At 45.9% G+C, this 25,849-nt stretch carries 31 protein-coding genes and 1 riboswitch; of the genes, 17 read left to right on the top strand and 14 right to left on the bottom strand.

Annotated features, from left to right (window positions below; genetic code table 11):
• Nucleotide 1: 1 nt before the first annotated feature.
• The 5 genes from menB to KH172YL63_RS17605 all read left to right on the top strand — a co-directional run bounded on the left by menB (nucleotide 2) and on the right by KH172YL63_RS17605 (nucleotide 4,620).
• Complete coding sequence (gene menB, locus KH172YL63_RS17625) at nucleotides 2–820, top strand: 1,4-dihydroxy-2-naphthoyl-CoA synthase (protein ID WP_173107335.1); 819 nt, start codon at nucleotides 2–4, stop codon at nucleotides 818–820.
• Between the two features lie 103 nt (nucleotides 821–923).
• Complete coding sequence (locus KH172YL63_RS17620) at nucleotides 924–2,402, top strand: o-succinylbenzoate--CoA ligase (protein ID WP_173107334.1); 1,479 nt, start codon at nucleotides 924–926, stop codon at nucleotides 2,400–2,402.
• Nucleotides 2,392–3,498, top strand: coding sequence for an o-succinylbenzoate synthase (gene menC, locus KH172YL63_RS17615; protein ID WP_173107333.1), 1,107 nt, complete (start codon nucleotides 2,392–2,394; stop codon nucleotides 3,496–3,498). The genes KH172YL63_RS17620 and menC overlap by 11 nt, the downstream gene beginning before the upstream one ends.
• Nucleotides 3,499–3,687: 189 nt before the next feature.
• The gene (locus tag KH172YL63_RS17610; RefSeq protein WP_173108272.1) at nucleotides 3,688–4,140 is read left to right on the top strand and encodes a helix-turn-helix domain-containing protein; all 453 of its coding nucleotides are present in this window, start codon (nucleotides 3,688–3,690) and stop codon (nucleotides 4,138–4,140) included.
• 108 nt (nucleotides 4,141–4,248) lie between these two features.
• Complete coding sequence (locus KH172YL63_RS17605) at nucleotides 4,249–4,620, top strand: VOC family protein (protein ID WP_173107332.1); 372 nt, start codon at nucleotides 4,249–4,251, stop codon at nucleotides 4,618–4,620.
• A 52-nt stretch (nucleotides 4,621–4,672) separates the two neighbouring features.
• Here the strand turns inward: KH172YL63_RS17605 and KH172YL63_RS17600 are convergent, their stop codons facing one another.
• The 5 genes from KH172YL63_RS17600 to yidD all read right to left on the bottom strand — a co-directional run bounded on the left by KH172YL63_RS17600 (nucleotide 4,673) and on the right by yidD (nucleotide 9,745).
• Nucleotides 4,673–5,395, bottom strand: coding sequence for a 3-ketoacyl-ACP reductase (locus tag KH172YL63_RS17600; protein ID WP_173107331.1), 723 nt, complete (start codon nucleotides 5,393–5,395; stop codon nucleotides 4,673–4,675).
• 111 nt (nucleotides 5,396–5,506) lie between these two features.
• On the bottom strand, nucleotides 5,507–6,535 hold the full coding sequence (locus KH172YL63_RS17595) for a cytochrome d ubiquinol oxidase subunit II (RefSeq protein ID WP_173107330.1): 1,029 nt from the start codon (nucleotides 6,533–6,535) through the stop codon (nucleotides 5,507–5,509).
• A 21-nt stretch (nucleotides 6,536–6,556) separates the two neighbouring features.
• Nucleotides 6,557–7,915 (bottom strand): cytochrome ubiquinol oxidase subunit I, encoded by a 1,359-nt coding sequence (locus KH172YL63_RS17590; protein WP_173107329.1) that lies wholly within the window; start codon nucleotides 7,913–7,915, stop codon nucleotides 6,557–6,559.
• Nucleotides 7,916–8,402: 487 nt separating this feature from the next.
• Entirely contained in the window at nucleotides 8,403–9,341 is a 939-nt protein-coding gene (locus KH172YL63_RS17585) for a metal ABC transporter substrate-binding protein (protein ID WP_173108270.1), read from the bottom strand.
• Between the two features lie 173 nt (nucleotides 9,342–9,514).
• Nucleotides 9,515–9,745 (bottom strand): membrane protein insertion efficiency factor YidD, encoded by a 231-nt coding sequence (gene yidD, locus KH172YL63_RS17580; RefSeq protein ID WP_232066056.1) that lies wholly within the window; start codon nucleotides 9,743–9,745, stop codon nucleotides 9,515–9,517.
• Nucleotides 9,746–9,925: 180 nt separating this feature from the next.
• On the opposite strand from yidD, the gene KH172YL63_RS17575 reads away from it, so the two are divergent.
• A complete protein-coding gene (locus KH172YL63_RS17575) occupies nucleotides 9,926–10,399 on the top strand; it encodes an S-ribosylhomocysteine lyase (protein WP_173107328.1) in 474 nt (157 codons plus the stop codon).
• Nucleotides 10,400–10,471: 72 nt separating this feature from the next.
• Here the strand turns inward: KH172YL63_RS17575 and ytzI are convergent, their stop codons facing one another.
• Complete coding sequence (gene ytzI, locus KH172YL63_RS17570; RefSeq protein WP_173107327.1) at nucleotides 10,472–10,642, bottom strand: YtzI protein; 171 nt, start codon at nucleotides 10,640–10,642, stop codon at nucleotides 10,472–10,474.
• Between the two features lie 157 nt (nucleotides 10,643–10,799).
• On the opposite strand from ytzI, the gene KH172YL63_RS17565 reads away from it, so the two are divergent.
• Nucleotides 10,800–10,982: a hypothetical protein gene (locus KH172YL63_RS17565; RefSeq protein ID WP_173107326.1), complete on the top strand. Its 183-nt coding sequence runs from the start codon at nucleotides 10,800–10,802 to the stop codon at nucleotides 10,980–10,982.
• Nucleotides 10,983–11,025: 43 nt separating this feature from the next.
• On the opposite strand, the gene KH172YL63_RS17560 is transcribed toward KH172YL63_RS17565, so the two are convergent.
• Nucleotides 11,026–11,271 (bottom strand): DUF6154 family protein, encoded by a 246-nt coding sequence (locus KH172YL63_RS17560; protein WP_173107325.1) that lies wholly within the window; start codon nucleotides 11,269–11,271, stop codon nucleotides 11,026–11,028.
• A gap of 173 nt (nucleotides 11,272–11,444) precedes the next feature.
• Between KH172YL63_RS17560 and KH172YL63_RS17555 the strand changes: the two genes are divergently transcribed.
• The 3 genes from KH172YL63_RS17555 (at nucleotide 11,445) to ytkD (ending at nucleotide 12,807) form a co-directional block, all read left to right on the top strand.
• Nucleotides 11,445–11,846, top strand: coding sequence for a phage holin family protein (locus tag KH172YL63_RS17555; protein WP_173107324.1), 402 nt, complete (start codon nucleotides 11,445–11,447; stop codon nucleotides 11,844–11,846).
• A 51-nt stretch (nucleotides 11,847–11,897) separates the two neighbouring features.
• Nucleotides 11,898–12,236 carry a hydrolase gene (locus KH172YL63_RS17550; RefSeq protein WP_173107323.1) on the top strand — a complete coding sequence of 113 codons (339 nt, stop codon included), beginning with the start codon at nucleotides 11,898–11,900 and terminating at the stop codon, nucleotides 12,234–12,236.
• Nucleotides 12,237–12,333: 97 nt separating this feature from the next.
• A complete protein-coding gene (ytkD, locus tag KH172YL63_RS17545; protein ID WP_173107322.1) occupies nucleotides 12,334–12,807 on the top strand; it encodes an RNA deprotection pyrophosphohydrolase in 474 nt (157 codons plus the stop codon).
• Here the strand turns inward: ytkD and KH172YL63_RS17540 are convergent.
• From KH172YL63_RS17540 to KH172YL63_RS17530, 3 genes are all read right to left on the bottom strand, one after another.
• The gene (locus tag KH172YL63_RS17540) at nucleotides 12,797–13,597 is read right to left on the bottom strand and encodes an ABC transporter permease (protein WP_232066054.1); all 801 of its coding nucleotides are present in this window, start codon (nucleotides 13,595–13,597) and stop codon (nucleotides 12,797–12,799) included. The genes ytkD and KH172YL63_RS17540 overlap by 11 nt on opposite strands.
• Nucleotides 13,578–14,354, bottom strand: a complete 777-nt coding sequence (locus KH172YL63_RS17535; RefSeq protein ID WP_173107320.1) for an ABC transporter ATP-binding protein — start codon at nucleotides 14,352–14,354, stop codon at nucleotides 13,578–13,580. Before KH172YL63_RS17535 ends, KH172YL63_RS17540 begins: the two co-directional genes overlap by 20 nt.
• Nucleotides 14,355–14,424: 70 nt before the next feature.
• Nucleotides 14,425–15,426 carry an ABC transporter substrate-binding protein gene (locus KH172YL63_RS17530; RefSeq protein WP_173107319.1) on the bottom strand — a complete coding sequence of 334 codons (1,002 nt, stop codon included), beginning with the start codon at nucleotides 15,424–15,426 and terminating at the stop codon, nucleotides 14,425–14,427.
• A gap of 195 nt (nucleotides 15,427–15,621) precedes the next feature.
• Between KH172YL63_RS17530 and KH172YL63_RS17525 the strand changes: the two genes are divergently transcribed.
• On the top strand, nucleotides 15,622–16,404 hold the full coding sequence (locus tag KH172YL63_RS17525) for an alpha/beta hydrolase family protein (RefSeq protein WP_173107318.1): 783 nt from the start codon (nucleotides 15,622–15,624) through the stop codon (nucleotides 16,402–16,404).
• A 22-nt stretch (nucleotides 16,405–16,426) separates the two neighbouring features.
• On the top strand, nucleotides 16,427–16,669 hold the full coding sequence (locus tag KH172YL63_RS17520) for a DUF2584 domain-containing protein (protein ID WP_173108266.1): 243 nt from the start codon (nucleotides 16,427–16,429) through the stop codon (nucleotides 16,667–16,669).
• A gap of 148 nt (nucleotides 16,670–16,817) precedes the next feature.
• Here the strand turns inward: KH172YL63_RS17520 and KH172YL63_RS17515 are convergent, their stop codons facing one another.
• The gene (locus tag KH172YL63_RS17515) at nucleotides 16,818–17,150 is read right to left on the bottom strand and encodes a hypothetical protein (RefSeq protein WP_173107317.1); all 333 of its coding nucleotides are present in this window, start codon (nucleotides 17,148–17,150) and stop codon (nucleotides 16,818–16,820) included.
• Between the two features lie 559 nt (nucleotides 17,151–17,709).
• On the opposite strand from KH172YL63_RS17515, the gene KH172YL63_RS17510 reads away from it, so the two are divergent.
• The gene (locus KH172YL63_RS17510) at nucleotides 17,710–18,276 is read left to right on the top strand and encodes a biotin transporter BioY (RefSeq protein ID WP_442858741.1); all 567 of its coding nucleotides are present in this window, start codon (nucleotides 17,710–17,712) and stop codon (nucleotides 18,274–18,276) included.
• A gap of 36 nt (nucleotides 18,277–18,312) precedes the next feature.
• Here the strand turns inward: KH172YL63_RS17510 and KH172YL63_RS17505 are convergent, their stop codons facing one another.
• Nucleotides 18,313–19,107 carry a GNAT family N-acetyltransferase gene (locus KH172YL63_RS17505; RefSeq protein WP_173107315.1) on the bottom strand — a complete coding sequence of 265 codons (795 nt, stop codon included), beginning with the start codon at nucleotides 19,105–19,107 and terminating at the stop codon, nucleotides 18,313–18,315.
• Nucleotides 19,108–19,498: 391 nt separating this feature from the next.
• Here KH172YL63_RS17505 and KH172YL63_RS17500 point away from each other — a divergent pair, with 391 nt between their 5' ends.
• Nucleotides 19,499–19,648, top strand: a complete 150-nt coding sequence (locus tag KH172YL63_RS17500) for a lmo0937 family membrane protein (protein WP_173107314.1) — start codon at nucleotides 19,499–19,501, stop codon at nucleotides 19,646–19,648.
• 58 nt (nucleotides 19,649–19,706) lie between these two features.
• On the opposite strand, the gene pckA is transcribed toward KH172YL63_RS17500, so the two are convergent.
• Complete coding sequence (gene pckA, locus KH172YL63_RS17495) at nucleotides 19,707–21,296, bottom strand: phosphoenolpyruvate carboxykinase (ATP) (RefSeq protein ID WP_173107313.1); 1,590 nt, start codon at nucleotides 21,294–21,296, stop codon at nucleotides 19,707–19,709.
• Nucleotides 21,297–21,613: 317 nt separating this feature from the next.
• Nucleotides 21,614–21,759: riboswitch (SAM riboswitch) on the top strand.
• A 208-nt stretch (nucleotides 21,760–21,967) separates the two neighbouring features.
• Here pckA and metK point away from each other — a divergent pair.
• On the top strand, nucleotides 21,968–23,170 hold the full coding sequence (metK, locus tag KH172YL63_RS17490; protein WP_173107312.1) for a methionine adenosyltransferase: 1,203 nt from the start codon (nucleotides 21,968–21,970) through the stop codon (nucleotides 23,168–23,170).
• Nucleotides 23,171–23,300: 130 nt separating this feature from the next.
• Here metK and KH172YL63_RS17485 read toward each other — a convergent pair whose 3' ends face one another.
• A complete protein-coding gene (locus tag KH172YL63_RS17485) occupies nucleotides 23,301–23,816 on the bottom strand; it encodes a gamma carbonic anhydrase (RefSeq protein ID WP_173107311.1) in 516 nt (171 codons plus the stop codon).
• 84 nt (nucleotides 23,817–23,900) lie between these two features.
• Between KH172YL63_RS17485 and KH172YL63_RS17480 the strand changes: the two genes are divergently transcribed.
• Together KH172YL63_RS17480 and KH172YL63_RS17475 are read left to right on the top strand one after the other, a co-directional pair.
• The gene (locus KH172YL63_RS17480; RefSeq protein ID WP_173107310.1) at nucleotides 23,901–24,704 is read left to right on the top strand and encodes an alpha/beta fold hydrolase; all 804 of its coding nucleotides are present in this window, start codon (nucleotides 23,901–23,903) and stop codon (nucleotides 24,702–24,704) included.
• Nucleotides 24,705–24,718: 14 nt separating this feature from the next.
• The gene (locus KH172YL63_RS17475; RefSeq protein ID WP_173107309.1) at nucleotides 24,719–25,792 is read left to right on the top strand and encodes a tetraprenyl-beta-curcumene synthase family protein; all 1,074 of its coding nucleotides are present in this window, start codon (nucleotides 24,719–24,721) and stop codon (nucleotides 25,790–25,792) included.
• Nucleotides 25,793–25,849 lie beyond the last annotated feature (57 nt).

Genomic DNA, 25,849 nt, shown 5'->3' with positions numbered 1-25,849 from the left:
AATGGCTTTTGAATGGGTTTCAGAAAGAAACTACGAAGATATTTTGTATGAAACATACAACGGGATTGCGAAAATCACGATCAATCGTCCGGAAGTGCGCAATGCGTTCCGTCCTAAGACTGTCATGGAATTGATTGACGCATTTGCTTATGCACGTGACGACTCCAAGGTTGGCGTCATCGTCTTAACAGGTGCAGGCGAGAAAGCATTCTGTTCAGGTGGAGACCAGCGGGTACGCGGACACGGCGGATATGTTGGAGAAGACGAAATTCCACGTTTGAATGTACTGGATCTGCAGCGTTTAATCCGCGTGATCCCTAAGCCGGTCATCGCGATGGTGGCAGGATACGCAATCGGCGGCGGACATGTCCTTCATGTTGTATGTGACCTGACAATCGCTGCTGACAATGCGATCTTCGGACAAACAGGTCCTAAGGTCGGAAGCTTTGACGCAGGATACGGTGCAGGATATCTTGCCCGCATCATCGGTCACAAGAAAGCGAAAGAAATCTGGTACCTGTGCCGTCAGTACAACGCACAGGAAGCGCTTGAGATGGGCCTTGTCAACACAGTGGTCCCTTATGAGCAGCTTGAAGCAGAAACAGTGCAATGGGCAACAGAAATGCTGCAAAACAGCCCGACTGCCCTCCGCTTTCTGAAAGCTTCTTTCAACGCGGATACAGATGGATTAGCGGGTCTGCAACAGCTTGCAGGTGACGCGACATTACTTTATTACACAACGGATGAAGCGAAAGAAGGCCGTGACGCATTCAAAGAAAAGCGTAAACCGGACTTCGGACAATTCCCTCGTTTCCCATGATTGAAAGCTGCCTGATGGATCTGAAAGGATTCATCGGGCTTTTTTAAATGAACGGCCATGCACAGAAGTGTACATATACAAGAGAGGAATGGAGAATGACAGGATGACGACACAGCAATTGCCGAACTGGCTAAAACAAAGAGCATTTTTAACCCCGGACCGGATCGCCGTCAGCACCGCTGATGTGGACTATACATTCCGTGACCTCTGGGAAAAAACAATTTCTGCCGCTGAACGGATCCATGCGATCACCCAATCTGCGGAACATCCATTCATCGGTCTGATGATCAAAAATAAACTGAAGTCGGTACTGGTTATCCATGCCCTTCAACAACTCGGATTAACGACCGTCTTATTGAACAACAAGCTCAGCACAGAGGAAATTTCTTTTCAAATAAAAGACATGGGCTTGTCGACTGTCATATATGATGATGAATTTGAAGGCAACATCATCGGGGATGTGGATGGAGTCTCCTTCTCTCGGTTGTTTCAGACACCGCCTGCAAGCTTTGAGGTGAAGGATCATTTTCAGTTAGACCAAGCATGCTCGGTCATGTACACATCAGGTACGACCGGGGCACCAAAGGGCGTCCTTCAATCATACGGGAACCACTGGTGGAGTGCCATCGGCTCTTCTTTGAATCTCGGGATAAGTGAAAATGATGCATGGCTCTGTTCGGTGCCCCTCTTTCATATCAGCGGTTATTCCATCCTGATGAGGAGCGTCATCTATGGCATGAATGTCCGCCTGTTTGAAAGCTTTGATGCAGAAGGGATCAACAGGGAGCTTGAATCGGGTAAGGTGACGATCATCTCTGTTGTTAGCACGATGCTTCAGCGCCTCCTGATGGACCTTGGGGACAGAACGTATCATCCGGATTTCCGCTGCATGCTGCTCGGAGGAGGTCCGGCACCTCTGCCCCTTCTGCAGAAGTGTAAGGAAAAAGGAGTGCCGGTCTTCCAGACGTATGGCATGACAGAGACGGCCTCCCAAATCGTGACGCTCTCCCCTGAATACAGTATCTCTAAGCTCGGTTCTGCAGGGAAGCCGCTTTTCCCATCTGAGCTGAAGATAAAGTCTGAAGGCGGAACGGAAGCAAATCAAGAAGGTGAAATCCTCGTGAAAGGCCCGAATGTCACATCTGGTTATTACACGAGGGAAGAAGCCAATCGGAGGAGCTTCGAGAATGGCTGGTTCCACACCGGTGATATCGGCTATGTAGATGAAGAAGGCTTTCTATTTGTCCTGGACAGACGGTCAGACCTCATTATTTCAGGTGGGGAAAATGTGTATCCGGCTGAAATTGAAAGTGTGTTAACAGGCTGCCCCGGAATTGAAGAAGCGGGTGTTGTCGGTATTCCGAGTGAAGAATGGGGAGCCATTCCCTGTGCCTTCATCGTGAAGAAAGGGTCGTTGACGAAGGATCAGGTGATGGAATACAGCAAGGGGAAGCTCGCCTCGTATAAACGGCCGAAAGTCATCGTTTTTGTAGAGGAGCTTCCACGCAATGCATCCAATAAACTGTTGAGGAGAGTCCTCAAAGAGCAGTGGGAAAAAGGAATGTATGAAGATGCGAATTAAATCAATCACGCTCCATGTCATGTCCATGCCTCTAAAGAAGCCGTTTGTCACTCACCTGCAAACCGTTTCGGAACGGGAAGGGATCATCGTCGAGGTGCGGGACGCCGAAGGAATGACCGGACTCGGTGAAGGCGTCGCCTTTTCCACCCCCTGGTACACGGAGGAGACGGTCAAAACGTCCTATCATATGCTGAAGGATGTGCTGATTCCCCTGTTGTACAGCAAACCATTTCTTCACCCCGAAGAAATCGGGAAGCGTTTTGAAGCCGTCCGCGGAAATGCGATGGCGAAGGCTGCACTCGAAATGGCACTGTGGGACTTATATGCCAGGCAGCAGCACGTTCCCCTCTGGAAGCTGATAGGTGGTACGCGGACAGACATTCTGGCAGGGGCAGTTGTCGGAGCCGGTTCCCTTAAGGAAATGATCACCCAGGCTGAAGAGCTGGTGGAAGAAGGATATGAGCGGATCAAGCTGAAAATCTCACCTGGCTCAGATATAGAAATTGTAAAAGGGATGCGGGCACATTTTCCGACACTCTCACTTATGGCAGATGCCAACTCAGCCTATACGCTTGAAGACACTTCCCGTCTCCAGACATTGGACGAATACAATCTGGAGATGATTGAACAGCCCCTTGGCATCGACGATCTGGTCGAGCATTCCCTTTTGCAAAGGGAGATGTCAACCCCGATTTGTTTGGATGAAAGCATCGTGACCCCTCATGACATGAAAAGTGCGATCCTCCTCGGAAGCTGCGGAGTAGTCAACATCAAGCTTGGAAGAGTCGGCGGCTATACGAACGGATTGGACATATACAGGTTGTGCCGGGAGAACTCCATCCGCGTATGGTGCGGGGGCATGATTGAATTTGGGGTGTCCCGGGCTCATAATCTGGCTCTTGCCACTCTTGAAGGATTCTCGATTCCCGGGGATATTTCGTCCTCTTCGAAGTACTGGGAAGAGGACATTATCTCTTTTCCGATTGTTGTTAGGGATGGTGTGGCCAAACGTTTAGATGATCCTGGAATAGGTGTCGAGTTGAATAAGAAACGGTTGAGTGAAGTGACAATAGTGAGGGAAAATTTTAACCAATAATGCCCCTCTACCGAGAATAGTCATCGAACAAATAAGCAGGTTCCTAGGACAGGACCTGCTTATTTGTTCAGTGATCGTTCCCGAATTGTTAAAAGGCAACCCCTGGTTGCAGTCCACGTGCAACCAGGGGTATCTTTACTTTATTAATAGTGATAATAAATAATAGGTGAATAAGAGGTGATTGATGAAATGATTTTTGGAGAAAAATTAAAGAGTGAGAGAAAGGTCAGGGGCTGGTCCCAAGAAGAATTAGCTGAAAAACTTTATGTCAGTCGTCAGTCGGTTTCAAAGTGGGAGACTGGTCAGAATTATCCTGGTATTGAAACCATCATTAACGTAAGTGATCTCTTTGATGTGACAATCGATGAGTTGTTAAGGAGTGATATGGAATTGAAGGAGAAAGTAATCAAAGATAGTAAGCAATTGACACATCCAAAACTAAAATTAATGTTTGAATTTTTATTTTTAATAGGTATTGCTTTCTTGTTGATTAAGATAGTCTTTTTTCTTATAACTAAATTTACTGCTTTAGAGTTCACTCTGATTGGAAATTCGTTTGTTTGGAATTTTGGACCGTTAATTTTAATGATAGTTGGTGGAGTAGGTACGGATATTTTAAAAGATAAATATAGAGAAAATTAATGGAAGAGACGCTGATTGAATAATGGATAATATTGTATTTCGATAACTTCAGTACTATACTTAAAAGATATATATACCCATATAATTCTGTTTAAATAAGGAGGAAATATGAAACTAGGTGCATTTTCTATAAGTTTAACTGTGAAAAATATCAATAAGTCGAAAGAATTTTATGAAAAACTTGGATTTGAAACACTAGGTGGCGACCTGTCCCAAAAATGGCTGATCATGAAAAATGAAAGTACTGTCATTGGTCTTTTTGAAGGAATGTTCGAAAAGAACCTTCTGACATTTAATCCTGGTTGGAATCAAAATGCCGAAAATCTCGATTCTTTTACAGATATTCGAATCCTTCAAAAGCAACTGAAAGAACAAGGAATAAAAATAGTGTCTGAAGCAGATGAGTCCAGCGAAGGTCCTGCAAGCTTCACGATTGAAGATCCTGATGGTAATCCGATTCTTATAGATCAACACAGATGAAGTTTAGGTTAATATGAAAAAAGCTCAGAGCTGACTCTGAGCTTTTTTCATATTAAAAAGGATTCGTCGCCCACTGAAGGGACTGTTTGATGAATATGCGTGGATGTAATTTCAGCTGTGAGACGATATGCTCTGCCAAATCTTCCGGCTGCATGTATTTCTCTTTATCCGCTTCGTCCAGCTTATCCCCAAAGGTGAGGTCTGTTGCAACGAGGCTCGGGTTCAGGGTCATCACCCGTATGTTGTGCTGCCGCACTTCCTGCATGAGTGCTTCTGTCATGCCTTGAACGGCAAACTTCGAGCCGCTGTATGCCGTGCTTTTGGCTGTGCCTTTCAGTCCGCTGCTTGATGAGATGTTGATGATATCTCCCCGGTTCTTTTCAATCAGCTGGGGAAGGACGGCGCGGGTCACATAGTAGGTGCCGAACACGTTGACTTCAAAGGTCCGTTTCCAGTCCTCGGGATCAATGTCGAGAAACGATCCGTACGTCCCGATCCCAGCATTATTGATGAGGATGTCGGCTGGACCGAGTTCGTTGTTCAGTTTGACGATGGCCTGATCGACTTGTTCCATGCTGGAAATATCCGCAACGGCAACACTGGCATTGACGCCAAGGGATTTTGCTTCTTCTGCGACTTTTTCAAGTGTGCTTTCTGTACGGGCGATCAAGCCGACGTGAACGCCTTCACGGGCAAGTTCGAGTGCGGTGGCCCGGCCGATCCCACGGGCACCTCCTGTAATATAAGCCGTTTTTCCTGAAATTGATTGTGCCATGAGCATTCATCCTTTCATTGGGTATGTTAATTCAAGTGTAAGATGCCAGATGTGGAGAATCAACTATTTGGCTTTTGAGAAGGATTGAAAAAAGCTCCGGTGAGTCCGGAGCTAACTTTTCTGCCTTAAATATCGTTTGTCGTTCATAAATAAACTCCAAAAGTAGACAAAGCCCGGGAAGAGGATGATGAACCCGACGATATAGGTGATGAAAACGGCCTTGAATGAATTGGGATCAGTGAACCCAGATTGTATCGTGACTTCAGGGTATATGATATAGGGCAGGTGGGCTTTTCCGTATACATAGCTTGCGAGAACATATTGAAAGGTGACAGCGATGACCGCCACCCGGGGCATCCCTTTCATGCCTTCTTTATTCGTCGGCAGAAACAATGCCGCACCTGCTGCAAGGAAACCGAGCAGTGAAACCCATAATAGTGCTTGTTCTTCCATCATCCGCTCGTATATCCAAGGCGCCTCGTTTTTCATCGTGAACATGATGAGAAACGCCATGACAACGGAAATCGGGCCGGTGATCATCGCATCACGCCGGTATACTTTAAAGGATTCAAACTCCTTTGACGCCTTGGAATAATCGGCGAGCAGCAGGGACGACAGGAACAATGTACTTGCAACCGCGAAGCCAAAGAATGCATATTCATGGGGACTCGAAAACAATTTTCCAAGAAGAAGGGTTTGCCCGTTTTCAAAGTCAATGTAAGGACCATGTGAAATGGGAAGGACGCTGATGAGCAGGCCCGGGATCAAAAGACCGGTGATTCCCGTCACGTAAGTCAGCGGCTTCCGGTAATCATCTGCCACATGGGAGAATACAAGGAACGCACTCCGCAGGGCGAGAAGCAGTAAAATCAGACTGCCAGGGACGAGCAGGACAGTACCCAAAGAATATGCCGCGCCTGGAAACATGCTGTATACGGCTACGACTAGGGCGACGATGAATGTATTGGTCACTTCCCATGTCGGGGAGAGATAGCGGTTGGCAATATTGGTAGCTTTCGTTTTGTCATGGTTGATATAGACCATCGACCAGAAGCCTGCGCCGAAATCCATCGTTGCCATGACCGCATAAATAAACACGAAACCCCATAAGATTGTGATCGCAATCAAAGCTTGAGTCATATCTTCACCTCCGATTCTTTTCTATGTGGAAAGGGGAATATCTTTCCCTTTTTGTTCTGCCTTGCTGATATCTTTTTCAGGCGGATTCCGTTTGAAATAATATAGGAGCACGAGGACAACCGAGACTGCGAGTATCGCATAAACCGAGACGAACAGTCCGAATAGCGTTGCCAGATTGCCTGAAGTGGTGACCGAGTCCTCGGTGCTGAGGATCCGGTAAATCGTCCACGGCTGCCGTCCGGTGCAGGCGAAGATCCATCCGAATTCTATCGCCAAGATCGACAGGGGACCACCTCCGACAAATGCCCACATCAACCAGGTTGGGAACCGGTCTTTTTTCAGTAATTTGTTCCACACATAGGCGATGAGTGAAAGGAGGATGAGAAGCGATCCGATGCCCACCATCCCGTTGAATAATGTATGAACAAACAGCGGCGGCCAGTATTCTTCCGGAAAGTCATTCAATCCGACGACTTCAGTATCGAAGCTGTTGCCTGCAAGGAAGCTGAGTGCCCAGGGGATTTCGATTCCCCATTTCACCTCTTGTTCAATCGGATCGGTAAAGCCTCCGATTGATAGAGGGGCATGGTCCTGGGTTTCAAACAGACCTTCTGCTGCGGCGAGCTTCTCTGGTTGGTACTCATGGAGCATCTGGGCAGATTCATGGCCGTTGATCGCCGTGAAGAAGGCGAACACCCCGCCGACCAATAAACAGATCATGAGCGATTTCCGGTGAAAGTGATAGACCCTTGACCCGAACGATGATCGAAGCATTTTAAAAGCGGACACGGTCGCAATCGTGAAAGAGCCTGCAACATAAGCGGATAAAGCCACATGCCCGGCAGTGACGAAAAAGCTTGGATTGAAGAAAGCCTTCCACGGATCAACATTGGTAATCTCACCGTTGATAATTTCAAAACCGGCAGGCGTCCCTTCGAACGCATGGACATTCGTAATCAGGACAGCTGAAGCAAGTCCGCCGATTGCAACGAGGATCAGACTCACAATCCGCATCCACGGAGCGATGCGGTTCGCGGCATAAACGTAAATCGACATAAACAACGCTTCCACGAAGAACGCATAAATTTCGATTTGAAACGGCAGTGCCATCACACGGCCGATGACCTCCATGAACCCCGGCCATAACAATGAAAGCTGGACACCGGCAATCGTCCCTGTCGGGATCCCGACTCCCAACAGGACCGCGAAAGCCTTGGTCCACCTCTTCGCCATCACAGAATAATCCAGGTCATTCGTCCGCTGGAACATGATCTCTGCAACTAATATCATCAGTGGAATGCCCACCCCAAGTGTGGCAAAAATGATGTGAAACCCCATCGTGATCCCAAACATGGATCGGGCAATTAACAGATCTTCCATACATACATATCTCCCTTACTAAGCTTTAACATTTCCTTATTGTCCACTTAATGGAAAATATTATGCATGGTTTTGTGGCGGGGAATGTGCGGGATGGATAGTAAATGACGAGGAGAGGGAGTCGATAATATATGGGGGGAAGTCGATGATATAATCGTAAAGTCGATAATATGTGTAGAGAAGTCGATAATATCCAGGCAGAAGTCGATAATATCCTTTCACACGGGACGCTATTCAGAGCAATCACCCCCAATCGTCAAGCCTCTTCAAGGCGTTTTGAAAATAAATCAGCCGCTTTTGAAAATAAATCTTCATTTTTGAAAATAAATCTTCATTTTTGAAAAGAACCTCCCCGTTTTTGAAAATACCCACCCCATTTTTGAAAATAAAACCCCTCAAAAAGCTCCATCACCCCGTCCAACCGCCGGGCCATAACCCCGAAAACGCAAAAAAGAGCAGCCGTCATGGCTGCTCTTATCATAATCCCCTATTGCAATGCAGTTTTTAATGTATCGATGTTCCGTTTCATCAATGAAACGTAATCTTCTCCATTGTCACGGTCTTCTTCTGTCAGGACAGAAAGGTTGTGAAGGGTGAGTGCTTTTGCACCGAGTTCATTTTGGACGACTTCCGTCAGGCGTGATGAGACGTTTTGTTCGAACAGGATGTACTGGATATTGTCCTCTTTCCCTTTTTCGATGATTTTTTTCAGCTCCTGCTGGGAAGGTTCGTCTGCCGTGTTCAAGCCGGCAATGGCTTCCTGATGAAGTCCATACCGCGCTTCCCAATAGCTGTAGGCTGAGTGGGAGACGAAGAATGTTTTCTTTGGTGCATTGTCTGCCATCTTACTGAATTCAGCGTCCAGGGCATCAAGTTCTTTTTCGAGCGTCTCTAGGTTCGCTTGGAATTCATCTTTATGTTCAGGCATTTCTTTTGAAAGGGTGTCTGCGATGTTGATCGCCATCTCTTTTGCGTAAAGAGGATCCAGCCAGAGGTGGGGATCGACGTCATGATGATGCTCATCGCCGTGATCTTCATCTTCATGGTCTTCTTCAGCACTTTCTTCGGAAGGATGAATATCGATTCCATCGCTCGTCGGCACAACGGTGACGTCCTCGTTTTCAAGGATTGATTTTGATCCTTCCACAAAGCCTTCAAGCCCCAAGCCTACGTAAAAGAACACATCTCCATCGGCCATCATGATCATATCTTTCTGGGATGGTTCGAACGTGTGCTCATCGGCACCTGGAGGATAGATGCTTTCAACATCCACATAATCTCCACCAATTTTCTTCGTGAAATCTTCCAATGGATAGACAGTGGTGTATACCTGTAATGTATCTTTTGATTGTTCATCTTTCTCCGGGGAAGCAGCTCCGCAGGCAGATAATAGTAAGGTCAATAATAAGAGCAGACCGAGGCGCATATAGTTCAAGAGGAATCCTCCTTTAATATTTTATTGATTTTAACATTTACGATCGTTAACTGTAATGATTACGATTTAGCACAAAGGTTATTTTACTACCGTTAGGGGTAATAAGCAAGATATATGGAGAGATTTTTGAAAGAAAATAAAAAAAGACCGGCTCCTGTGCAGAGTCAGTCCTTCCTTGGCCAATCTTCGGGGACGTGATCGATCCCGCCCGGGTGAAAAGGATGGCATTTCACAATCCGCTTGATCGTCAGCCAGCCGCCACGGAGTGCGCCGAAACGGCTGACTGCTTCCACGCCGTAGTGGGAACAGGTCGGGTAAAACCTGCAGGTGGGCGGTTTGAGGGGGGAGATCACCCGTTGATATAGCTTGAATAGTAATAATAGAATTTGTTTCATGATCCGACTCCTGAGTGGTTTTCTTCTACTATATCAAAATTTTTCAGTGTTTGATATGTTGGGGCTTGTGTCAAATGGTAACAGGAAAATATAGGTATTTTTCTTAATTCGTATTAAGTTGATGAAATAACTATGAATTTACGTTATACTAAAGAAAGAAACTAAATGGGAGTGATTGTAATGCCTTCAGTAGAAAGCTTTGAACTAGATCATAATGCAGTGAAAGCACCGTTCGTCAGACATTGCGGCGTGCATAAAGTAGGTACAGACGGACTTGTGAACAAGTTTGACATCCGTTTCTGCCAACCAAACAAGCAAGCGATGAAGCCTGATGCGATTCATACACTCGAGCATTTACTTGCCTTTACGATCCGTAAATATGCTGAGCCATATGCTCATTTCGATATTATCGATATTTCTCCGATGGGATGCCAGACCGGTTATTATTTAGTCGTGAGCGGCGAGCCGAAAGTGGAGGAAATCATCGACCTTCTGAATGCGACGATGAAAGAAGCAGTCGAGATCGAAGAAATCCCTGCTGCAAACGAAAAGCAGTGCGGCCAGGCAAAGCTTCATGATTTGGAAGGAGCCAAAAAGTTAATGAAATTCTGGCTCAGCCAAAGCAACGAAGACTTGAAGCAAGTATTTGCCTAAGTTCCCAAAGTAAATAAAATCCGAACCCATTCAAAAGGTGAATGGGTTCGGATTTTTTTATTGTGATCCACATTATTTCTCTTTATCTTCCTCTTTCTTCATCTTTTCAAGGTGAGGATTATTTTCAATCGGATCGACTGTATGTTTAACGGATGTATAGGCTTTCGATGTCGTAAGGGCGCTTACGAAGATGACCAGAATGCATATAACGACAGCAATGATCAGGACTAATGTGACTGACATCATACAACCCCCTTTTTTCATTATTTTATCACAGAAACAACCAAGTTTCATGGGATTTCATGACAATTTCAGGTCTATGATTCCCCTTTCATCTTTGGTATGCTGAATAGACATAGTATGTACCAACCTTGAAAGAGGAGACGAGGAGGGAGCTTCCATGGAGATCTCTTCCATGATGGGGAAGCAGGTGGCAGAGCTTCAGCGCACGCTAGGCATGAATCTGTTGAAAAGCCAGATGGCCACGCAAACGGCACAGGTGACGGTGATGATGAGGGAGATGCAGGCAAGTCAACCTGCGCCTCATCCGACAAAAGGCGTGATGGTGGATGTAAAGGGTTGAAAAAAACGTTGTTCCGATATCGGAACAACGTTTTTTTAGGGGATTAATGAAGGCTCTTTTTCTCAAGCAATACCCGGTCTTCATTGTCAGACCATTTTTCTTTCAGTGTTTCAAATATGTATAAGCGGAAGAAGTATTGTAATTCTTCTGTGTCCATTTCCTGGATGAGCTCCAATAACTCTTTCCTTGAGGTATCTTCTAAGATTGTAAGGGCAATGAGGTCTAAGTCTTCGTCGGTACCTTTGATCCTTCCTCGGTACATTTCATAAATCTCTTCGATCAACTTCATGCGCTTCACCTCCCTTTCATTCCATTTTAACATGAACGTTTCTGAATTACGCAACATATTATGCTAGGACAACTCTTATTTGTCTTTACCCTATATCGGACTTTTTAACCATTCAGACGCTTGTCGACGACTTCGGAGCTGATACAGGTGAAACCATCCGTTGAGAAGAGGAGATGCTTTATTTGGAGAAAAGTATACTATTTGTTGGGGCTGGTGTTAGTGCCGTTATTCTAAACTTATTCGGAGAATGGGATATGTTGATTACCTTCCTGTTGATTGCTGCTGTACTGGACTATTTTACAGGCTTGATTGCAAGCGGGATCGAAGGCAAGCTGTCAAGCAAATCCGGGTTGAAGGGCATCGGGCGGAAGGTGATGGTATTTTCTCTCGTGACGGTTGCCCACCTTATTGATACTATACTAACAAATCAGCACTTTATTCGTAATGCGACGATCATTTTTTATTTATGCAATGAAATGATTTCAATCATTGAAAATGTCGGGAGAGCGGGAGTCCCTGTTCCCGGCTTTTTAATAAAAGCGGTTGAAGTATTGAAAAAAAATCGGAGTGAATAGAATATCTGCCATTGAGGAAAATTGAAGATAAACGAGTGAAGGAGTGGGAAGATGAACGAAGAACGACATGATTATTATATTGAAGTAGCCAGCGGTGAAATTTCTAGAAGCTCGACGGATTCACCATGGAACTTCAAGATTTCCGCAACAGATCAAGAAATTACAGAGCTTCGGGAAGTGTTCGATTCCAATCACTCAGTCGATTGGCAGAATTTCTACCGTTCCCATGTCCCTTATATTCAATATCATTTCGATCGGGAAAATGATGCGTATGACGAGAATCTGCATCATGTGTATGAAATGATCCACCGGTTGGGTGATGAAGAAGCGCGGAAGTTCATTGAAAGCATCGGCATCCTTGGTTCTTCACCGGACCGGGATCCGGAATGATGGTGAAAAGCATTGGTTCATAAGAGAAATCTGTGGACCAATGCTTTTTATTTATGGTTAGATGAAGGAAAGTGTTTAGAAACAGAGGTGAAGCATGATGCATCAATTTATGGATGAGAATGGAAAGAAAGTGAAAATGGCATTTGAACAGGGGGCTTTCCAACAGGAATCGTACCATGTGCTGGTACTTTGCCGCTACAACGGGGAATGGTTGTTGACCAGGCATAAGAAACGGGGACTTGAATTTCCTGGCGGGAAGAGGGAAAAAGGCGAAACAACCGAAGACGCCGCGATACGGGAAACATTTGAAGAAACAGGTGGCGTGATTCATGCTCCACAATTTATCGGAGAATATAAAGTGTACGGCGAAGAGCCTTTTGTAAAGACGATTTTCTTTGCGACAGTGACGGAGCTGGTCGAGAAGGACGATTATATGGAAACAGACGGAGCCGTCCTCTGGAAGGGGAGTTTTTCAGAGATTGTGGACGACCCTGCCTTCAGTTTCATCATGAAAGATCAAGTGGTTGAACGCTCCATAAAAAGAGTGGCAGATCTCGGGATCATGACTTGATCCATTTCTTTTCAAGCTGCTCTACAAGCTTATACATAATCGTGGCGAATACGGCAATCACAAGGAGTGATAGGAGCACGAGGGTGAAGTTGAAGACTTGGAAGCCATAGATAATCATATAGCCGAGTCCTTTTGCAGAGACGAGGAATTCCCCCACGATGACCCCGACCCAGGATAAGCCTACATTCACTTTCAAAGTGGAAATGATGGTCGGAAAGGAGGCGGGGAGGATGACTTCTTTGAACATCTGCCCCCGGGTCGCCCCGAAAGTCTGCATCACTTTTAAATAATTCGGGTCCACTTCACGGAACGATGTATAGACGACAATCGTAGTGATGATGATGGAAATGACCGTACCCATGGCAATGATGGACGTAAAGCCAGGTCCCAGGCCGACAATCAAGATCGGCCCGAGGGCGACCTTTGGCATGGCGTTCAGGATCACCAGATAAGGGTCCAATACTTTTGACAAAAACGGGGACCACCACAATAAAGCGGCGAGCAGGGTGCCGAGCAGCGTACCGAGTATGAATCCGACGACGGTTTCCCCGAGGGTCACCGACAGATTTGCGAGCAGGGTCCCATCTGCAGCCTTCACGGTAAACAGCTTCCAGATTTTTGACGGGGAGCTGAAGATGAGCGGGTCCACCCAGCTGTTTCTGCTGGCGATTTCCCACAGGGTGAAGAATGAAAGAAAGATAAGCGCTTGATAGAACCAGACCAGGCGCTGCTCTTTCTTGAGCGATTGAATGTATAAAAGGTGTTTTTGTTTAATTCTTTCTTGATTCAAGTTGTTCAAGCTCCTTCCATATCCTCTGGAAAAACGCCGGATAGGCTTCATGGTTCCGGACTTCGAACGGCATCAATTCTTTCAGCGCAGGAGGGACGTCGAATATCGTATGGACCCTTCCCGGTTTCGAAGCGAATAAGATGATGCGGTCACTCATCGCAATCGCTTCCCCGATATCATGGGTGACAAGGATCGCTGTTTTGCCAAAGGATTTCAAAGTAAGGAACACCAGGTCCTCAAGCTTCAGTTTCGTTTGGTAATCAAGGGCGGAGAACGGCTCATCGAGGAGGAGCAGTTGCGGTTCTGTGATGAGCGTGCGGATCAGGGCGATCCTTTGACGCATGCCTCCTGATAGTTCCCTGGGATACGATGACTCTACGCCTTCAAGCCCCATTTCCGCAAGAAGTTCCCTTGCTTCAACCTTCTTTTCTTCCGTCAGCCTTCCCGTAATGTTCAAACCGAGAAAGATATTTTCCTCGATTGTCTTCCAGGGAAACAGATAATCCTGCTGGAGCATGTAGCCCAATTTCTGTTTCATCTCAGCGACCGGCCGATCGTGTAAAGTGACAGTTCCTTCTGTCGGCTGGATGAGTCCGGATACGATCGAAAGGAGCGTCGTTTTTCCGCAGCCGCTTGGTCCGATGAAGGAGACGAATTCCCCTTCATGTATGTCTAAAGAAATATCTGAAAGGGCATGGTTGGCCGTTTTGGGTGAAAAGTAGGTGTGGTGGACGGATTTGATCGATAGGAAGTTCACTGTATTCAAGCCTCCATTTTCTTTATTTGAAAGAGAGGGGCTGACCACAGAAGTCAGCCCCTACAGGTCTTTAATCAGCCGCTTTTTCAGCAATCGAGGTGTTCACCAGCGTTTCGTGCTCTACCGGTTGAGGCAGCTCGCCTGCTTCATCCATGATGTCCTGCAGATTTGCCCACTCTTCTTCGTCAAGGATCGGATCGGTGGCAAAGGAGCCTTGTGATTTATAGCGGTCGACAACCGTTTCAATCAATTGGAGCTCCGTGTCTTCGAAATAGGGTTCGATGACTTTGGCGATTTCTGCTGCTGAGTGATCGGCGACCCATTTTTGTGCCTTATAAAGCGCTTTTGTGAACTTCTCGACGGTTTCCTTGTTTTCTTTCATATAGCTGTCTTTCGCCATGAAGGTGGTATACGGTACATGACCTGACTCTGTTCCAAAGGAAGCGACAATGTGGCCTTTTCCTTCCTGCTCGAAGATGGATGCTGTCGGTTCGAATAATTGGACGTAGTCACCTGTGCCAGATGCAAAGGCACTCGCAATATTCGCAAATTCAATATTCTGGATCAGGGTAAGATCGCTGTGTGGATCGATGCCTTGATTTTTCAACACGAATTCCCCAACCATTTGAGGCATACCGCCTTTGCGCTGACCGAGGAAGGTCGATCCCTTCAATTGATCCCATTCAAAATCCTCTGCTTTTTCCCTGGAGACGAGGAATGTCCCGTCGGTTTGCGTCAATTGGGCGAAGTTGATCACAGGATCATCGGTCCCTTGGGCATAGACATAGATTGAGGTTTCAGAACCGACCAGTGCAACGTCTGCCCCGCCGGATAACAATGTGGTCATCGTTTTATCCCCGCCCCATGTGGTCGTCAATTCAATATCGAGGCCTTCTTCCTTGAAAAATCCCTTTTCAATCGCCACATACTCTGGTGCATAGAAAATCGAACGGGTCACCTCCGCCACACGGACTTTCTTGATCGCTTCTTCCTTTCCTCCGCAGGCAGTCAAGCCGATTGTCAGCATGAGAATCAGACATGCCCCCAAGCTTCGTTGAAGCCATTGCTTCATGTGAAATTCCTCCTTTAAATAATGGGTGTGTAAAAGACGACCATAAGGGATGAGTGCATCTTCTTCCTTGTTAAACAGTCATTCGTTAGGGTAGGATGTTCTTAACGAATGGGCCCAGAAAGATTTGCTAAAGTAGTGTATGTGAAGATGAAAAAATGTGTGAATACCCAGTGCACGATTTGAAAGGAAGAGAATATGAAGAACGGAAGGATTGTTTCAAAAACCTTGTTCCCGTCCCCGAACCCCCATGTGGCGCTTTATGACATCACCTATATCTCATCAGGTCTCAAGGTAAAGGGGCTGCTGGCTGAACCGGTGGATGGAGAGGTTCACGACGGCTTCCTCTACTTAAGGGGCGGCATTAAAGGTGTGGGGATGGTAAGACCCGCCCGTATCGCACAATTCGCTTCACACGGATTCATTGTGTTTGCACCATTTTACAGGGGGAATCTTGGGGGAGAAGGAAATGAAGATTTCGCTGGAGAGGACCGGGAAGACGCGATCGCCGGGTTTGAACTGTTGAAAGAGCATCCCCGTGTGAAGCAGGAAAGGATTCATGTGTTCGGCTTTTCCAGAGGGGGAGTGATGGCCCTCCTGACAGGCATGGCATGCAGGGAAGCGGCATCAATCGTGACGTGGGGAGGCGTATCGGACATGTTCCTCACCTATGAGGAGCGAAAGGACCTCCGCAGGATGATGAAACGGGTGATCGGCGGGAGTCCAAATAAAGTACCGGAACGCTATGAATGGCGGACGCCCCTGTACGGACTGGAAGCATTGGAGGCACCCGTCCTGATCATTCACGGCGAAAAAGATCTGAACGTTTCCGTCGAGCATGCATATAGATTAGAAAAAAGGCTGAAAGAGTTGGGAAAACCGGTTTACTCCCACATCTTCAAAGATTTCACACATTACTTTCCCCCGCGGAAAAATCAAGAGATTGTCTCCATGCTATCGGCATGGATGAAAAAACAATGAGAACAAAAGGATGGCTGACGATATGGGCATGGGCTTAGAATTAAATACGATGATTGTGACAAAAGGAAGAGAAGTGAGGAAGGAAGAAAACCTTTTCTCCCTGCAAAAGGACGGATACCGCCTTTATCCAATGCATGTGCCGATCGACGTGAGAAAGACGAAGCACAGTGATCCGAGCGGCTACGGCAGGATTGAAAAGATGGAATGGAAGGATGAACAAACGACGATCCTGTATCGGTTGATTTCACTGAATTCGACGAATTAAAAAAGACCAAGAGACAGGACCGAGTTCTCCTCCACAAAATGGCATAGGCTAAGACATAAAAAAATCCGAATGGATTCGATTCTCAGAAAAGAGTTTCGAAGCACCATTCGGATTTTACTTTAGTTAAAGAACGATTGTCCCAGCCCTTTTAATGAATTTCTTCATACAGGAGATAGCGGTTATCCTTCGTTTGGGCAATCAAATATTGTTTATGATCCTTTACAGAATAAATCGGGGTCCCTTCCGGCAGCGTATTTGTCGTGAAATCATTGACCGGATGATACTTCGTTTCAATCTTTTCTTTGATGGCGCCGATTTTCTCATCAAGGGTCAGCTTCTTTTCTACAGAAACCTTTACATATTCCTTATCCCCCACCACCATCATATCCCCGTAACCGCATAACTCATACGATGCAGGCTTTTTCTCCCCGCAGGCGCTTAAAACCGATATGCACAACAATAAGACCAACAGCCGCTTCATGTTCATCCTCCTTAGCTCATTCTTCACATATTCAAAGGATATTCAGGCTTGTACGGGAAGATGTTAATTTTTTTAGGGTGTTATCGTATAAATTGTTGTTATTAATAGGGGTTAGTGTGAGCGTCTGAGGTAATTTGAGACTAGGGAATAATGGTTTTTATCTTCGATGGTTGATTCTCGCTGCAGATGCTCGACTCCTGCGGGAACTGATGGACAGGTGAGACCCCGCAGGACGCAGTCCGAGGAGGCTCACCGCCATCCCCGCGGAAAGAGAGCATCTGTAGCGGAAATCAACCGCACCTCGCTTGTCTAAAAGCCACAATGTTTACGAAAACATCCATTTTTTAAAATGGTGCACTCTGCCATGGAGTCTGGGGAAGAAGAAATCAGGTTGAGACTCATTCAAGACTCTTGGCACGGAATGCCTCTGTTCCCGCGCAACGTGGAAACAACGAATACAGCCTATCAAAAAATCACCCGATCCCCTAAAAATAACTACCCCAAAACCTGGTAATTATGTTAACTTATAATTATAGAAAGTTTACATATAGAGAGGGGTATGAACATGAATGGTGAGAAATTAAGGGTGATTCTCCACTGTGCGATTTTTGCGGCAATTACAGGGATTTTTGCACAAATAGAAATACCGCTGCCGCTCGTGCCGATCAGCGGTCAAACGTTGGCGGTAGGTTTAACGGCAACCATCCTCGGAAGCAGGTATGGTGCGTTCTCTTTAATGGGTTACGCGGCACTGGGGGCCGTCGGTGTTCCTGTATTTGCTGGATTCAGCGGAGGGGCCCACGTCCTTGTCGGTCCGACCGGAGGATATATTTTCGGCTTTATTGCAGCGGCATATGTCACCGGTTTGATTTTAGAGAAAACGAGATTCACGATTCCGATGGCGATGCTTGCCAATACTGCCGGAATGGTCATCACGCTCATCCTTGGTGCAATCCAGCTGAAATATGTGGCTGATCTTAGCTGGGCACAGGCGATGGCTGCAGGCGTGTATCCGTTTATCGTCGTCGGCCTAATCAAAGCGTTCCTTGCAAGCTGGATCGGGATCACCGTAAGAAAGCGCCTCGTGCAGGCCAAATTGATTCCAGCCCGCAAAGTGGCCGTATAAAGAAAAAAGTTGGCCCTGAGTAGGGTCAACTTTTTTCTATTGATGAAATTTATATAGGGACCAATAACCGATATCCTTAAAGCCGATCCGCTTATAGATCTTCCCTGCTTCAGGATTATCATAAAACAAACAGAGCTCTTTTCCTTCTTCTAACACGTCACGGCAAAGCTTCGTCATACAGTCAGTCGCATAGCCCTGTTTCTTGTATTCGGGATGGGTGCACACGGCGACGATCATGGCAGACAGGCTGTTTTCAGCAGTAGTGGAAGCAGAAGATACAAACATTCCGTCTTTCTCCACATAATAGCTTCTGGACACGCCGGCTTCCATGCTGTGCTTTCTTTTTTCAACGGTGAAATCGCCGCCGCTGAATTCAGGGATGCTATTGAGGAGTGCCACGAGCCTGGGAATATCCGTGAGGTCCGCTTCCTTCACATGAGGCAGTGGAGAATGGGACATCATCGAAGTACTGTCACATTTGGCATAGTGCATATGCCGCTTTGATTTTATCGACCGTGTCAAGAACGGTTCCACCTCTGATACAACCCGTTTTAGTCCAGACATGATGCCATAGTCTTCGGTTCCGTTAATGATGGAAGCGAAGCCTTCCGCATCGAATTCCCCAACAGCGAAAGGGATGAAATTTTCCCGGTACTTAAGCAGTACGCCCCTCAAATTTTCTTCGTCGTCGAAGTCTCCCCAGATTTTTTGGAAGTCCTGCTCATAACCGAATGCCTCGATGTCACCGATGATGAACAAATTCTCCGCCGGCTGCTGATGAATGAGACGTTGGCATAGCTCATGATCCTTCTCTGTCAGCTGTCTGATCATCTTTATTCCCCCTGTGAATTTTAATCAATATTATAACAAAATTAGTAATATTTAGTAAAGAAGTATTTTAGTAGGAGATTGAGGAAGTCGCATCTGCAGCGAGGATCAACCATCGAAGATAAAAACAAAAAATTCATTGGATAAATAAACTGCTTATTCATCATCTGAATAGTAGTGATAAACGTCATTCAGGTACACTACTCTTGATTCATCGTTATGGCAATTTTATTACTCCAAAGTCTCAGATTTCCGAAAATGCTCACATTAACGTCTAATAATAGCAACCATCTTTGCAAAAACAGCCTTTTTCTTAAAACCAATCACAGCCAAGTTTTAAAATCAGCAAAATAGGGAATCTTAGGAGCAATAACAGTTGTAAGGAGGAAAAGACATGCTTTGGACCATCATTGGTATTTTACTGGTTCTATGGTTACTTGGATTAATATTCAAAATCGGCGGAGCTATCATCCATATCTTACTGATCATCGCCGTTGTCGTATTTTTATTTAACCGCATCACCGGCCGAAAGAAAGGTTTGTAGCGGTACATGAAGAAGGTCCGTCCCTCGTGAATGAGGGACGGACCTTTCAGTTTGTTCATTATTTTACGGATGGTCCGCCTTGTTGCTGGATGTCTGAAGGGACGTTGGAGAATTTTTTAAAATTCTCGTTGAATTTGTGAGCAAGTTCTCTCGCTTTTGTTTCATAGGCGGTTTCATTTGACCATGTTTTCTTCGGTTGAAGGACTTCATCAGGAACCCCAGGGACGTGGACAGGGATATTTAAGCCGAAGATGTCATCTTTCACCGTTTCTACATTTGTCAATTCTCCTTCAAGGGCAGCTTGGATCATGGCACGGGTGTATGGTAATTTCATACGGTTACCGACTCCGTACTCACCGCCGGTCCATCCTGTGTTCACAAGGAAGACCTGGGCATTATGCTCATCGATCTTTTTGCCGAGCATCTCTGCATAGCGCGTTGCCGGAAGCGGCAGGAATGGAGATCCGAAGCATGTCGAGAACGTTGCTTGCGGCGAAGTGATGCCACGTTCCGTACCTGCCAGCTTTGATGTATATCCGCTCAGGAAGTGGTACATCGCCTGTTCTTTCGTCAGCTTGCTGATCGGAGGCAGTACGCCGAAAGCATCCGCAGTCAGGAAGACGATTGTATTAGGGTGTCCTGCGATACTTGGTTCCACGATATTTTCCATCGCTTGAAGGGGGTACGCAGCACGTGTGTTTTCAGTCAGGGAATTATCTTCGTAATCAGCTATGCGTGAATGGTCGTCAAGCACGACGTTTTCAAGCACCGAACCGAAACGGATCGCATCAAAGATCTGCGGCTCTTTTTCACGGGTGAGCCCGATGCATTTTGCGTAGCAACCGCCTTCAATGTTGAAGACGCCATTCGGTGACCAGCCGTGTTCATCGTCCCCGATTAAACGGCGGTTTGAATCAGCAGAAAGGGTCGTTTTTCCTGTGCCTGACAGGCCGAAGAACAGAGCCACATCACCTTCGCGGCCAACGTTCGATGAGCAGTGCATGGAAAGGATGTCGGATTCAGGAAGCACATAGTTCATGACAGAGAAGATCGATTTCTTCATCTCTCCAGCATATTCCGTTCCACCGATCAACACGATTCTTCTTTCAAATGATACAATGATGAAAGTTTCCGAATGTGTACCGTCCACAGCAGGATCTGCTTTGAAATTCGGTGCCGACACGACAGTGAATTCAGAGAGGTGATCCTTCAGCTCGTCTTCAGTCGGGCGGATGAAGAGTTGGTGGGCAAAAAGGTTATGCCAGGCGAGTTCGTTGATCACCTGGATTGGTAATCTATGTTTCGGATCTGCTCCTGCAAACCCTTTGAAAGAGAAGACTTCTTCTTTTTCCTTTAAGTATTCAATGACTTTCGTATATAATTTATCGAAGGATTCCGGGGAGATCGGTTGATTGACTGAACCCCACTCAATCTTATCCTTGGTGGATGGTTCTTCTACAATGAATTTATCCTTAGGAGAGCGTCCTGTGTATTTACCAGTTTCTGCTCTGACTGCCCCTGATGATGTTAAAACGCCTTCATTTCGCTGAAGGACTTTTTCAACTAGTTGAGAAACAGATAATTGTTCCTGAATATTTTGACCGTTAAGTAATTCCATTAATTCATTAGACATGCTCACTGAATTCATTCGAACCCTTCCTTTATATAAATTTAATGATCTCGCTTTCTTCACAAAAATAGTATAACACAATTGGATCATTAGTCTATACTATTTGAGTAATTTTATATGGTGTTTCCAATTTGTCACATTTTTCATACGGGCAAACGGGGTTTCTTCTTATATATATGTAGAGTTCGTCCGAATGTTTAGCCTCAAGGTGGAAATAGGGTGTTTCACTCGTATTTGAAGCGATGCAAAATAGGCTGAAGCTTGGTTAAACCTGTCAGCGGAAAAAAAGTTGACACCCTTTGTCCTAACCGTTATCATTGTTCCTTGAACGGATACTCTTATCCTGAGCTGGTGGAGGGAGCAGACCCTATGAAACCCAGCAACCTGCTAAATAGTAAATGGATCTTTTCTGTTTGAAACAGATCTGATTAAGCGAAGGTGCTAAACTGAGGCAAGGTTAAAGAACCTTGAACGATAAGAGAGAAAAGGCGCGGCTATGATCTGAAACCTTTCCTCTGATGCTGAATGGGGAAGGTTTTTTTCTGTTTATAGTGGACCAAACGCACATAAACCACGATTTTTTTATAAAAAAAACGTGTTTACTTCATACTACTTAGGGAATGAGTACCGTATCTGTTTAATGTTTTGTCGGATGGATATCTGACAACTACGCTTAAGGAGGAACCTTGATGTCAACTAAACGTCGTCTGTTTACATCTGAGTCCGTAACCGAAGGACATCCAGATAAAATTTGTGACCAAATTTCTGATTCAATTCTTGATGCAATTCTTACAAATGATCCGAATGCCCGTGTGGCATGTGAAACATCCGTTACAACGGGTCTTGTGCTTGTTGCTGGTGAAATCACTACTAACACGTATGTCGATATTCCAAAAATCGTTCGTGAAACAATCCGTGAAATCGGCTATACACGTGCGAAATATGGCTTTGATGCTGAAACATGTGCAGTGCTGACATCAATCGATGAGCAATCTGCAGATATCGCTCAAGGTGTTGACCAGGCACTTGAAGCACGTGAAGGTCAAATGTCTGAAGAAGAAATCGATGCAATCGGTGCAGGTGACCAAGGATTGATGTTTGGATTCGCTTGTAACGAAACGAAAGAGCTTATGCCTCTTCCGATTTCCCTTGCACACAAAATTTCCCGTCGTCTGACAGAAGTGCGTAAAGAAGAAATCCTTCCTTACCTTCGTCCAGATGGAAAAACACAAGTAACAGTTGAATATGATGAAAACGATAAACCGGTCCGCATCGACACGATCGTTATCTCTACTCAGCATCACCCGGAAGTGACGCTTGAGCAAATTCAGCGTAACCTGAAAGAATATGTTATCGATCCGGTTGTACCTGGCGAATTGATCGACGAAAATACAAAATACTTCATCAACCCGACTGGCCGCTTCGTTATCGGTGGACCACAAGGTGATGCAGGATTGACTGGCCGTAAGATCATCGTTGACACTTACGGCGGATATGCCCGTCACGGTGGCGGTGCATTCTCCGGTAAGGATGCTACGAAAGTTGACCGTTCAGCAGCGTATGCAGCACGTTATGTTGCAAAGAACATCGTAGCAGCGGGACTTGCCGACAAATGTGAAGTTCAACTTGCGTATGCAATCGGTGTTGCTAAACCAGTATCGATTTCAGTTGATACGTTTGGAACAGGAAAAGTATCTGAAGACGTCCTGATCGACGTTGTCAGCAACAACTTTGACCTTCGTCCTGCAGGAATCATCAGAATGTTAGACCTTCGTCGTCCGATCTACAAGCAGACAGCTGCTTACGGACACTTTGGCCGTAACGACATCGATCTTCCTTGGGAGCGTACAAACAAAGCTGAAGCGTTAAAAGCAGCAGCGTTAGGCGAATAGAGAAGACAAAAAAGACCAACACTTTTCTGGTGTTGGTCTTTTTGATGTTGGGATGAAAAAAGGAACCTTCTTCTTTGTAAATATTCCATGAGTAATTCCATGAAGGAAAGGGTATCCCAAGTATAGGAAGTTAAATCGGTTCGATGTTCTTATAATATTGCCCTTTTTCCGCATACTCCCGTGAAATGCGCGTCATTTCACTTATATCATGCTCATTCAGCTCCCTTACGACTTTGGCCGGGCGACCGAAGGCGAGCGTGTTGGGCGGGATGACTTTCCCTTGAGGGACAAGGCTTCCGGCCCCGATGAAAGCTCCTTCACCGATTTCGGCGTTATCGAGAATGATCGATCCCATACCGATCAAAGCCTTTTTCCGGATCTTGCAGCTATGTAGGATCACGCCATGGCCAACCGTCACTTGATCTTCAAGGATGAGAGGGTTGTTTGGGCTCTGATGAAGGACCGAGTTATCCTGGATATTCACCTTATTGCCGATTTTAGTCGGAGCGACATCCCCCCTGATCACAGTGTTGAACCAAATACTGGACTCTTCACCGATTTCCACATCACCGGTAATGGTCACGTGATCGGCGATATAGGCAGACTCAGCGATGACCGGTTTTTTATCATAGTATGGATAAAGCATTTTTCACTACCCCTTTCAATATTATTTATTATAATAATGGTAGCAGAATTCAATCATATAGAGAACTACAAAGGAGGATTTGCCATGTGGAAATGGGAATCAGATCAAGAGGCAAAGGCAGTCATCGTCATCATTCATGGAGCAATGGAACATCATGGCCGGTACGGCTGGCTCATTGAAATGTGGCGTTCAGCAGGATTTCACGTCATCATGGGGGATCTTCCCGGTCAGGGGATGACATCCCGCAGTCAGAGGGGACATATCGATGCCTTTGATGACTATATTATAGAAGTGAAGGACTGGGTGCAGGCAGCCTATCAATTCGATCTGCCAGTGTTTATGATCGGTCACAGCATGGGGGGGCTCATCGCCGTCAGGATGCTGCAGGAATCCCATGTGAACCTGGCAGGTGTTGTCCTGTCTTCCCCGTGTCTCGGACTTGTCACGAAACCGAGCAAACCAATTGAGCTTTTGTCCCACGGACTTAATAAAATCGCACCCATGGTGAAATTTCCATCGGGACTTACGATTGATATGGCGACAAGAAACGCTGACGTACGTGAAATCGACAGCAATGATTCGCTCTACATCACCAAGGTGTCAGTCCGCTGGTACAGGGAACTCTCCCAAGCGATAAAACTGGCGTTTATGAACCTTGAAAAAATGCCCGACGTACCCCTTCTTGTCCTACAGGCCGGGGATGATAAGATCGTTGATAAAAAAGCGGTGAAGAAATGGTTCAATGAACTTTCTTTATCCGAAATGCATTACAAAGAATGGCCAAAATGCTATCATGAAATTTATAATGAACCGGAAAGAGAAGAAATCTTTGAGTACTCTAAAACATTCATAGAAAGCCGGCTGAAGGCGCTGGGTTATATTTTGTAAAAGAGGTGGACGTATTGGCGATTCCGAATGATCCCTTTTCCTTGATGACAAAGATATACCGTACGGTTTTTCCGATTGTGCACAGGGAGCTAGATGCCTGGAAGCAAAAAGCGGAAGCCATTCCGAATGAAGAGCTGAGACATCAGGCACTTGCGAGTATCGAGCATAAGACGTTCCATTGTGAAGGAGGGTCGATCCTTTCTCTGCTTTCACTCGGTAAAAAAGCAGACACGATCCGTTTCATCGTCGCTTATCAGACAATCAGTGATTATCTTGATAATTTATGCGATCGCAGTGTATCACTCGATCCGGATGATTTCGCCCTCCTTCATCAATCGATGAAAGACGCCCTGACAGTAGGCGCTGTGCCGGTCAATTACTATGCATTAAGGACAGACCAGGATGACGGAGGTTACCTGAAAGACCTGGTGCTCACCTGTCAATCCGTCCTGGGATCATTGGAGCACTACGACAGCATACGGCCCGACCTGCTTCAGCTATGCGAATACTACTGCGACTTGCAGATACATAAGCATGTGATCAAAGAAGAAAGGGTGGGAAGGCTGAAAAGCTGGTTTGAAACCCACCGGAAGAACCTTCCCGACATGGACTGGTACGAGTTCTCCGCCTGTTCAGGTTCCACACTCGGCATCTTCTGCTTAGTGTCTTATGCATCAAGGAACGACTTTCAGCCTTCGTATACGGAGAAGATCAAACAGGGCTATTTCCCGTATATTCAAGGACTTCATATCCTGCTTGATTATTTCATCGATCAGGATGAGGATCATGAGGAAGGGGATTTGAACTTCTGCTTTTACTATGAAAATGATGAGCACCTGAAAGAACGGCTCCTTCATTTTCTTCATAAAGCGGACGAGCATACCCATCAGCTTCCCCATGCCCACTTTCACCGCCTCATCAACAAAGGGCTCATAGGCGTCTACCTGTCCGACAATAAAGCCACCACCCAGCCCAAAGTACAATCCTTCTCCAAACAATTCATCGGAGAAGCCGGCTGGATCACCAGATTCTTCTTCCTGAACGGGAAAATATACCGAAAATGGAGAAACCGCAAAAAAACATCCTAAATAAACGTACAAAAGAGGGACGGACCTTCGAAATAATTTTCGAGGTCCGTCCCTCTT

Origin of the sequence: Bacillus sp. KH172YL63, from assembly GCF_011398925.1 — a bacterium.
Lineage (GTDB): Bacteria > Bacillota > Bacilli > Bacillales > Bacillaceae_B > Rossellomorea.
The sequence above is the reverse complement of the archived record's forward strand: the minus strand, read 5'-3'. Positions and strand labels throughout refer to the sequence as shown.

Excerpts from the sequence above, each read along its gene's own strand:
- menB (WP_173107335.1), top strand. The coding sequence starts at position 2 with ATGGCTTTTGAATGGGTTTCAGAAAGAAACTACGAAGATATTTTGTAT.
- KH172YL63_RS17620 (WP_173107334.1), top strand. The coding sequence starts at position 924 with ATGACGACACAGCAATTGCCGAACTGGCTAAAACAAAGAGCATTTTTA.
- menC (WP_173107333.1), top strand. The coding sequence starts at position 2,392 with ATGCGAATTAAATCAATCACGCTCCATGTCATGTCCATGCCTCTAAAG.
- KH172YL63_RS17610 (WP_173108272.1), top strand. The coding sequence starts at position 3,688 with ATGATTTTTGGAGAAAAATTAAAGAGTGAGAGAAAGGTCAGGGGCTGG.
- KH172YL63_RS17605 (WP_173107332.1), top strand. The coding sequence starts at position 4,249 with ATGAAACTAGGTGCATTTTCTATAAGTTTAACTGTGAAAAATATCAAT.
- KH172YL63_RS17600 (WP_173107331.1), bottom strand. The coding sequence starts at position 5,395 with ATGGCACAATCAATTTCAGGAAAAACGGCTTATATTACAGGAGGTGCC.
- KH172YL63_RS17595 (WP_173107330.1), bottom strand. The coding sequence starts at position 6,535 with ATGACTCAAGCTTTGATTGCGATCACAATCTTATGGGGTTTCGTGTTT.
- KH172YL63_RS17590 (WP_173107329.1), bottom strand. The coding sequence starts at position 7,915 with ATGGAAGATCTGTTAATTGCCCGATCCATGTTTGGGATCACGATGGGG.
- KH172YL63_RS17585 (WP_173108270.1), bottom strand. The coding sequence starts at position 9,341 with ATGCGCCTCGGTCTGCTCTTATTATTGACCTTACTATTATCTGCCTGC.
- yidD (WP_232066056.1), bottom strand. The coding sequence starts at position 9,745 with ATGAAACAAATTCTATTATTACTATTCAAGCTATATCAACGGGTGATC.
- KH172YL63_RS17575 (WP_173107328.1), top strand. The coding sequence starts at position 9,926 with ATGCCTTCAGTAGAAAGCTTTGAACTAGATCATAATGCAGTGAAAGCA.
- ytzI (WP_173107327.1), bottom strand. The coding sequence starts at position 10,642 with ATGTCAGTCACATTAGTCCTGATCATTGCTGTCGTTATATGCATTCTG.
- KH172YL63_RS17565 (WP_173107326.1), top strand. The coding sequence starts at position 10,800 with ATGGAGATCTCTTCCATGATGGGGAAGCAGGTGGCAGAGCTTCAGCGC.
- KH172YL63_RS17560 (WP_173107325.1), bottom strand. The coding sequence starts at position 11,271 with ATGAAGTTGATCGAAGAGATTTATGAAATGTACCGAGGAAGGATCAAA.
- KH172YL63_RS17555 (WP_173107324.1), top strand. The coding sequence starts at position 11,445 with ATGCTTTATTTGGAGAAAAGTATACTATTTGTTGGGGCTGGTGTTAGT.
- KH172YL63_RS17550 (WP_173107323.1), top strand. The coding sequence starts at position 11,898 with ATGAACGAAGAACGACATGATTATTATATTGAAGTAGCCAGCGGTGAA.
- ytkD (WP_173107322.1), top strand. The coding sequence starts at position 12,334 with ATGCATCAATTTATGGATGAGAATGGAAAGAAAGTGAAAATGGCATTT.
- KH172YL63_RS17530 (WP_173107319.1), bottom strand. The coding sequence starts at position 15,426 with ATGAAGCAATGGCTTCAACGAAGCTTGGGGGCATGTCTGATTCTCATG.
- KH172YL63_RS17525 (WP_173107318.1), top strand. The coding sequence starts at position 15,622 with ATGAAGAACGGAAGGATTGTTTCAAAAACCTTGTTCCCGTCCCCGAAC.
- KH172YL63_RS17520 (WP_173108266.1), top strand. The coding sequence starts at position 16,427 with ATGGGCATGGGCTTAGAATTAAATACGATGATTGTGACAAAAGGAAGA.
- KH172YL63_RS17515 (WP_173107317.1), bottom strand. The coding sequence starts at position 17,150 with ATGAAGCGGCTGTTGGTCTTATTGTTGTGCATATCGGTTTTAAGCGCC.
- KH172YL63_RS17510 (WP_442858741.1), top strand. The coding sequence starts at position 17,710 with ATGAACATGAATGGTGAGAAATTAAGGGTGATTCTCCACTGTGCGATT.
- KH172YL63_RS17505 (WP_173107315.1), bottom strand. The coding sequence starts at position 19,107 with ATGATCAGACAGCTGACAGAGAAGGATCATGAGCTATGCCAACGTCTC.
- KH172YL63_RS17500 (WP_173107314.1), top strand. The coding sequence starts at position 19,499 with ATGCTTTGGACCATCATTGGTATTTTACTGGTTCTATGGTTACTTGGA.
- pckA (WP_173107313.1), bottom strand. The coding sequence starts at position 21,296 with ATGAATTCAGTGAGCATGTCTAATGAATTAATGGAATTACTTAACGGT.
- metK (WP_173107312.1), top strand. The coding sequence starts at position 21,968 with ATGTCAACTAAACGTCGTCTGTTTACATCTGAGTCCGTAACCGAAGGA.
- KH172YL63_RS17485 (WP_173107311.1), bottom strand. The coding sequence starts at position 23,816 with ATGCTTTATCCATACTATGATAAAAAACCGGTCATCGCTGAGTCTGCC.
- KH172YL63_RS17480 (WP_173107310.1), top strand. The coding sequence starts at position 23,901 with ATGTGGAAATGGGAATCAGATCAAGAGGCAAAGGCAGTCATCGTCATC.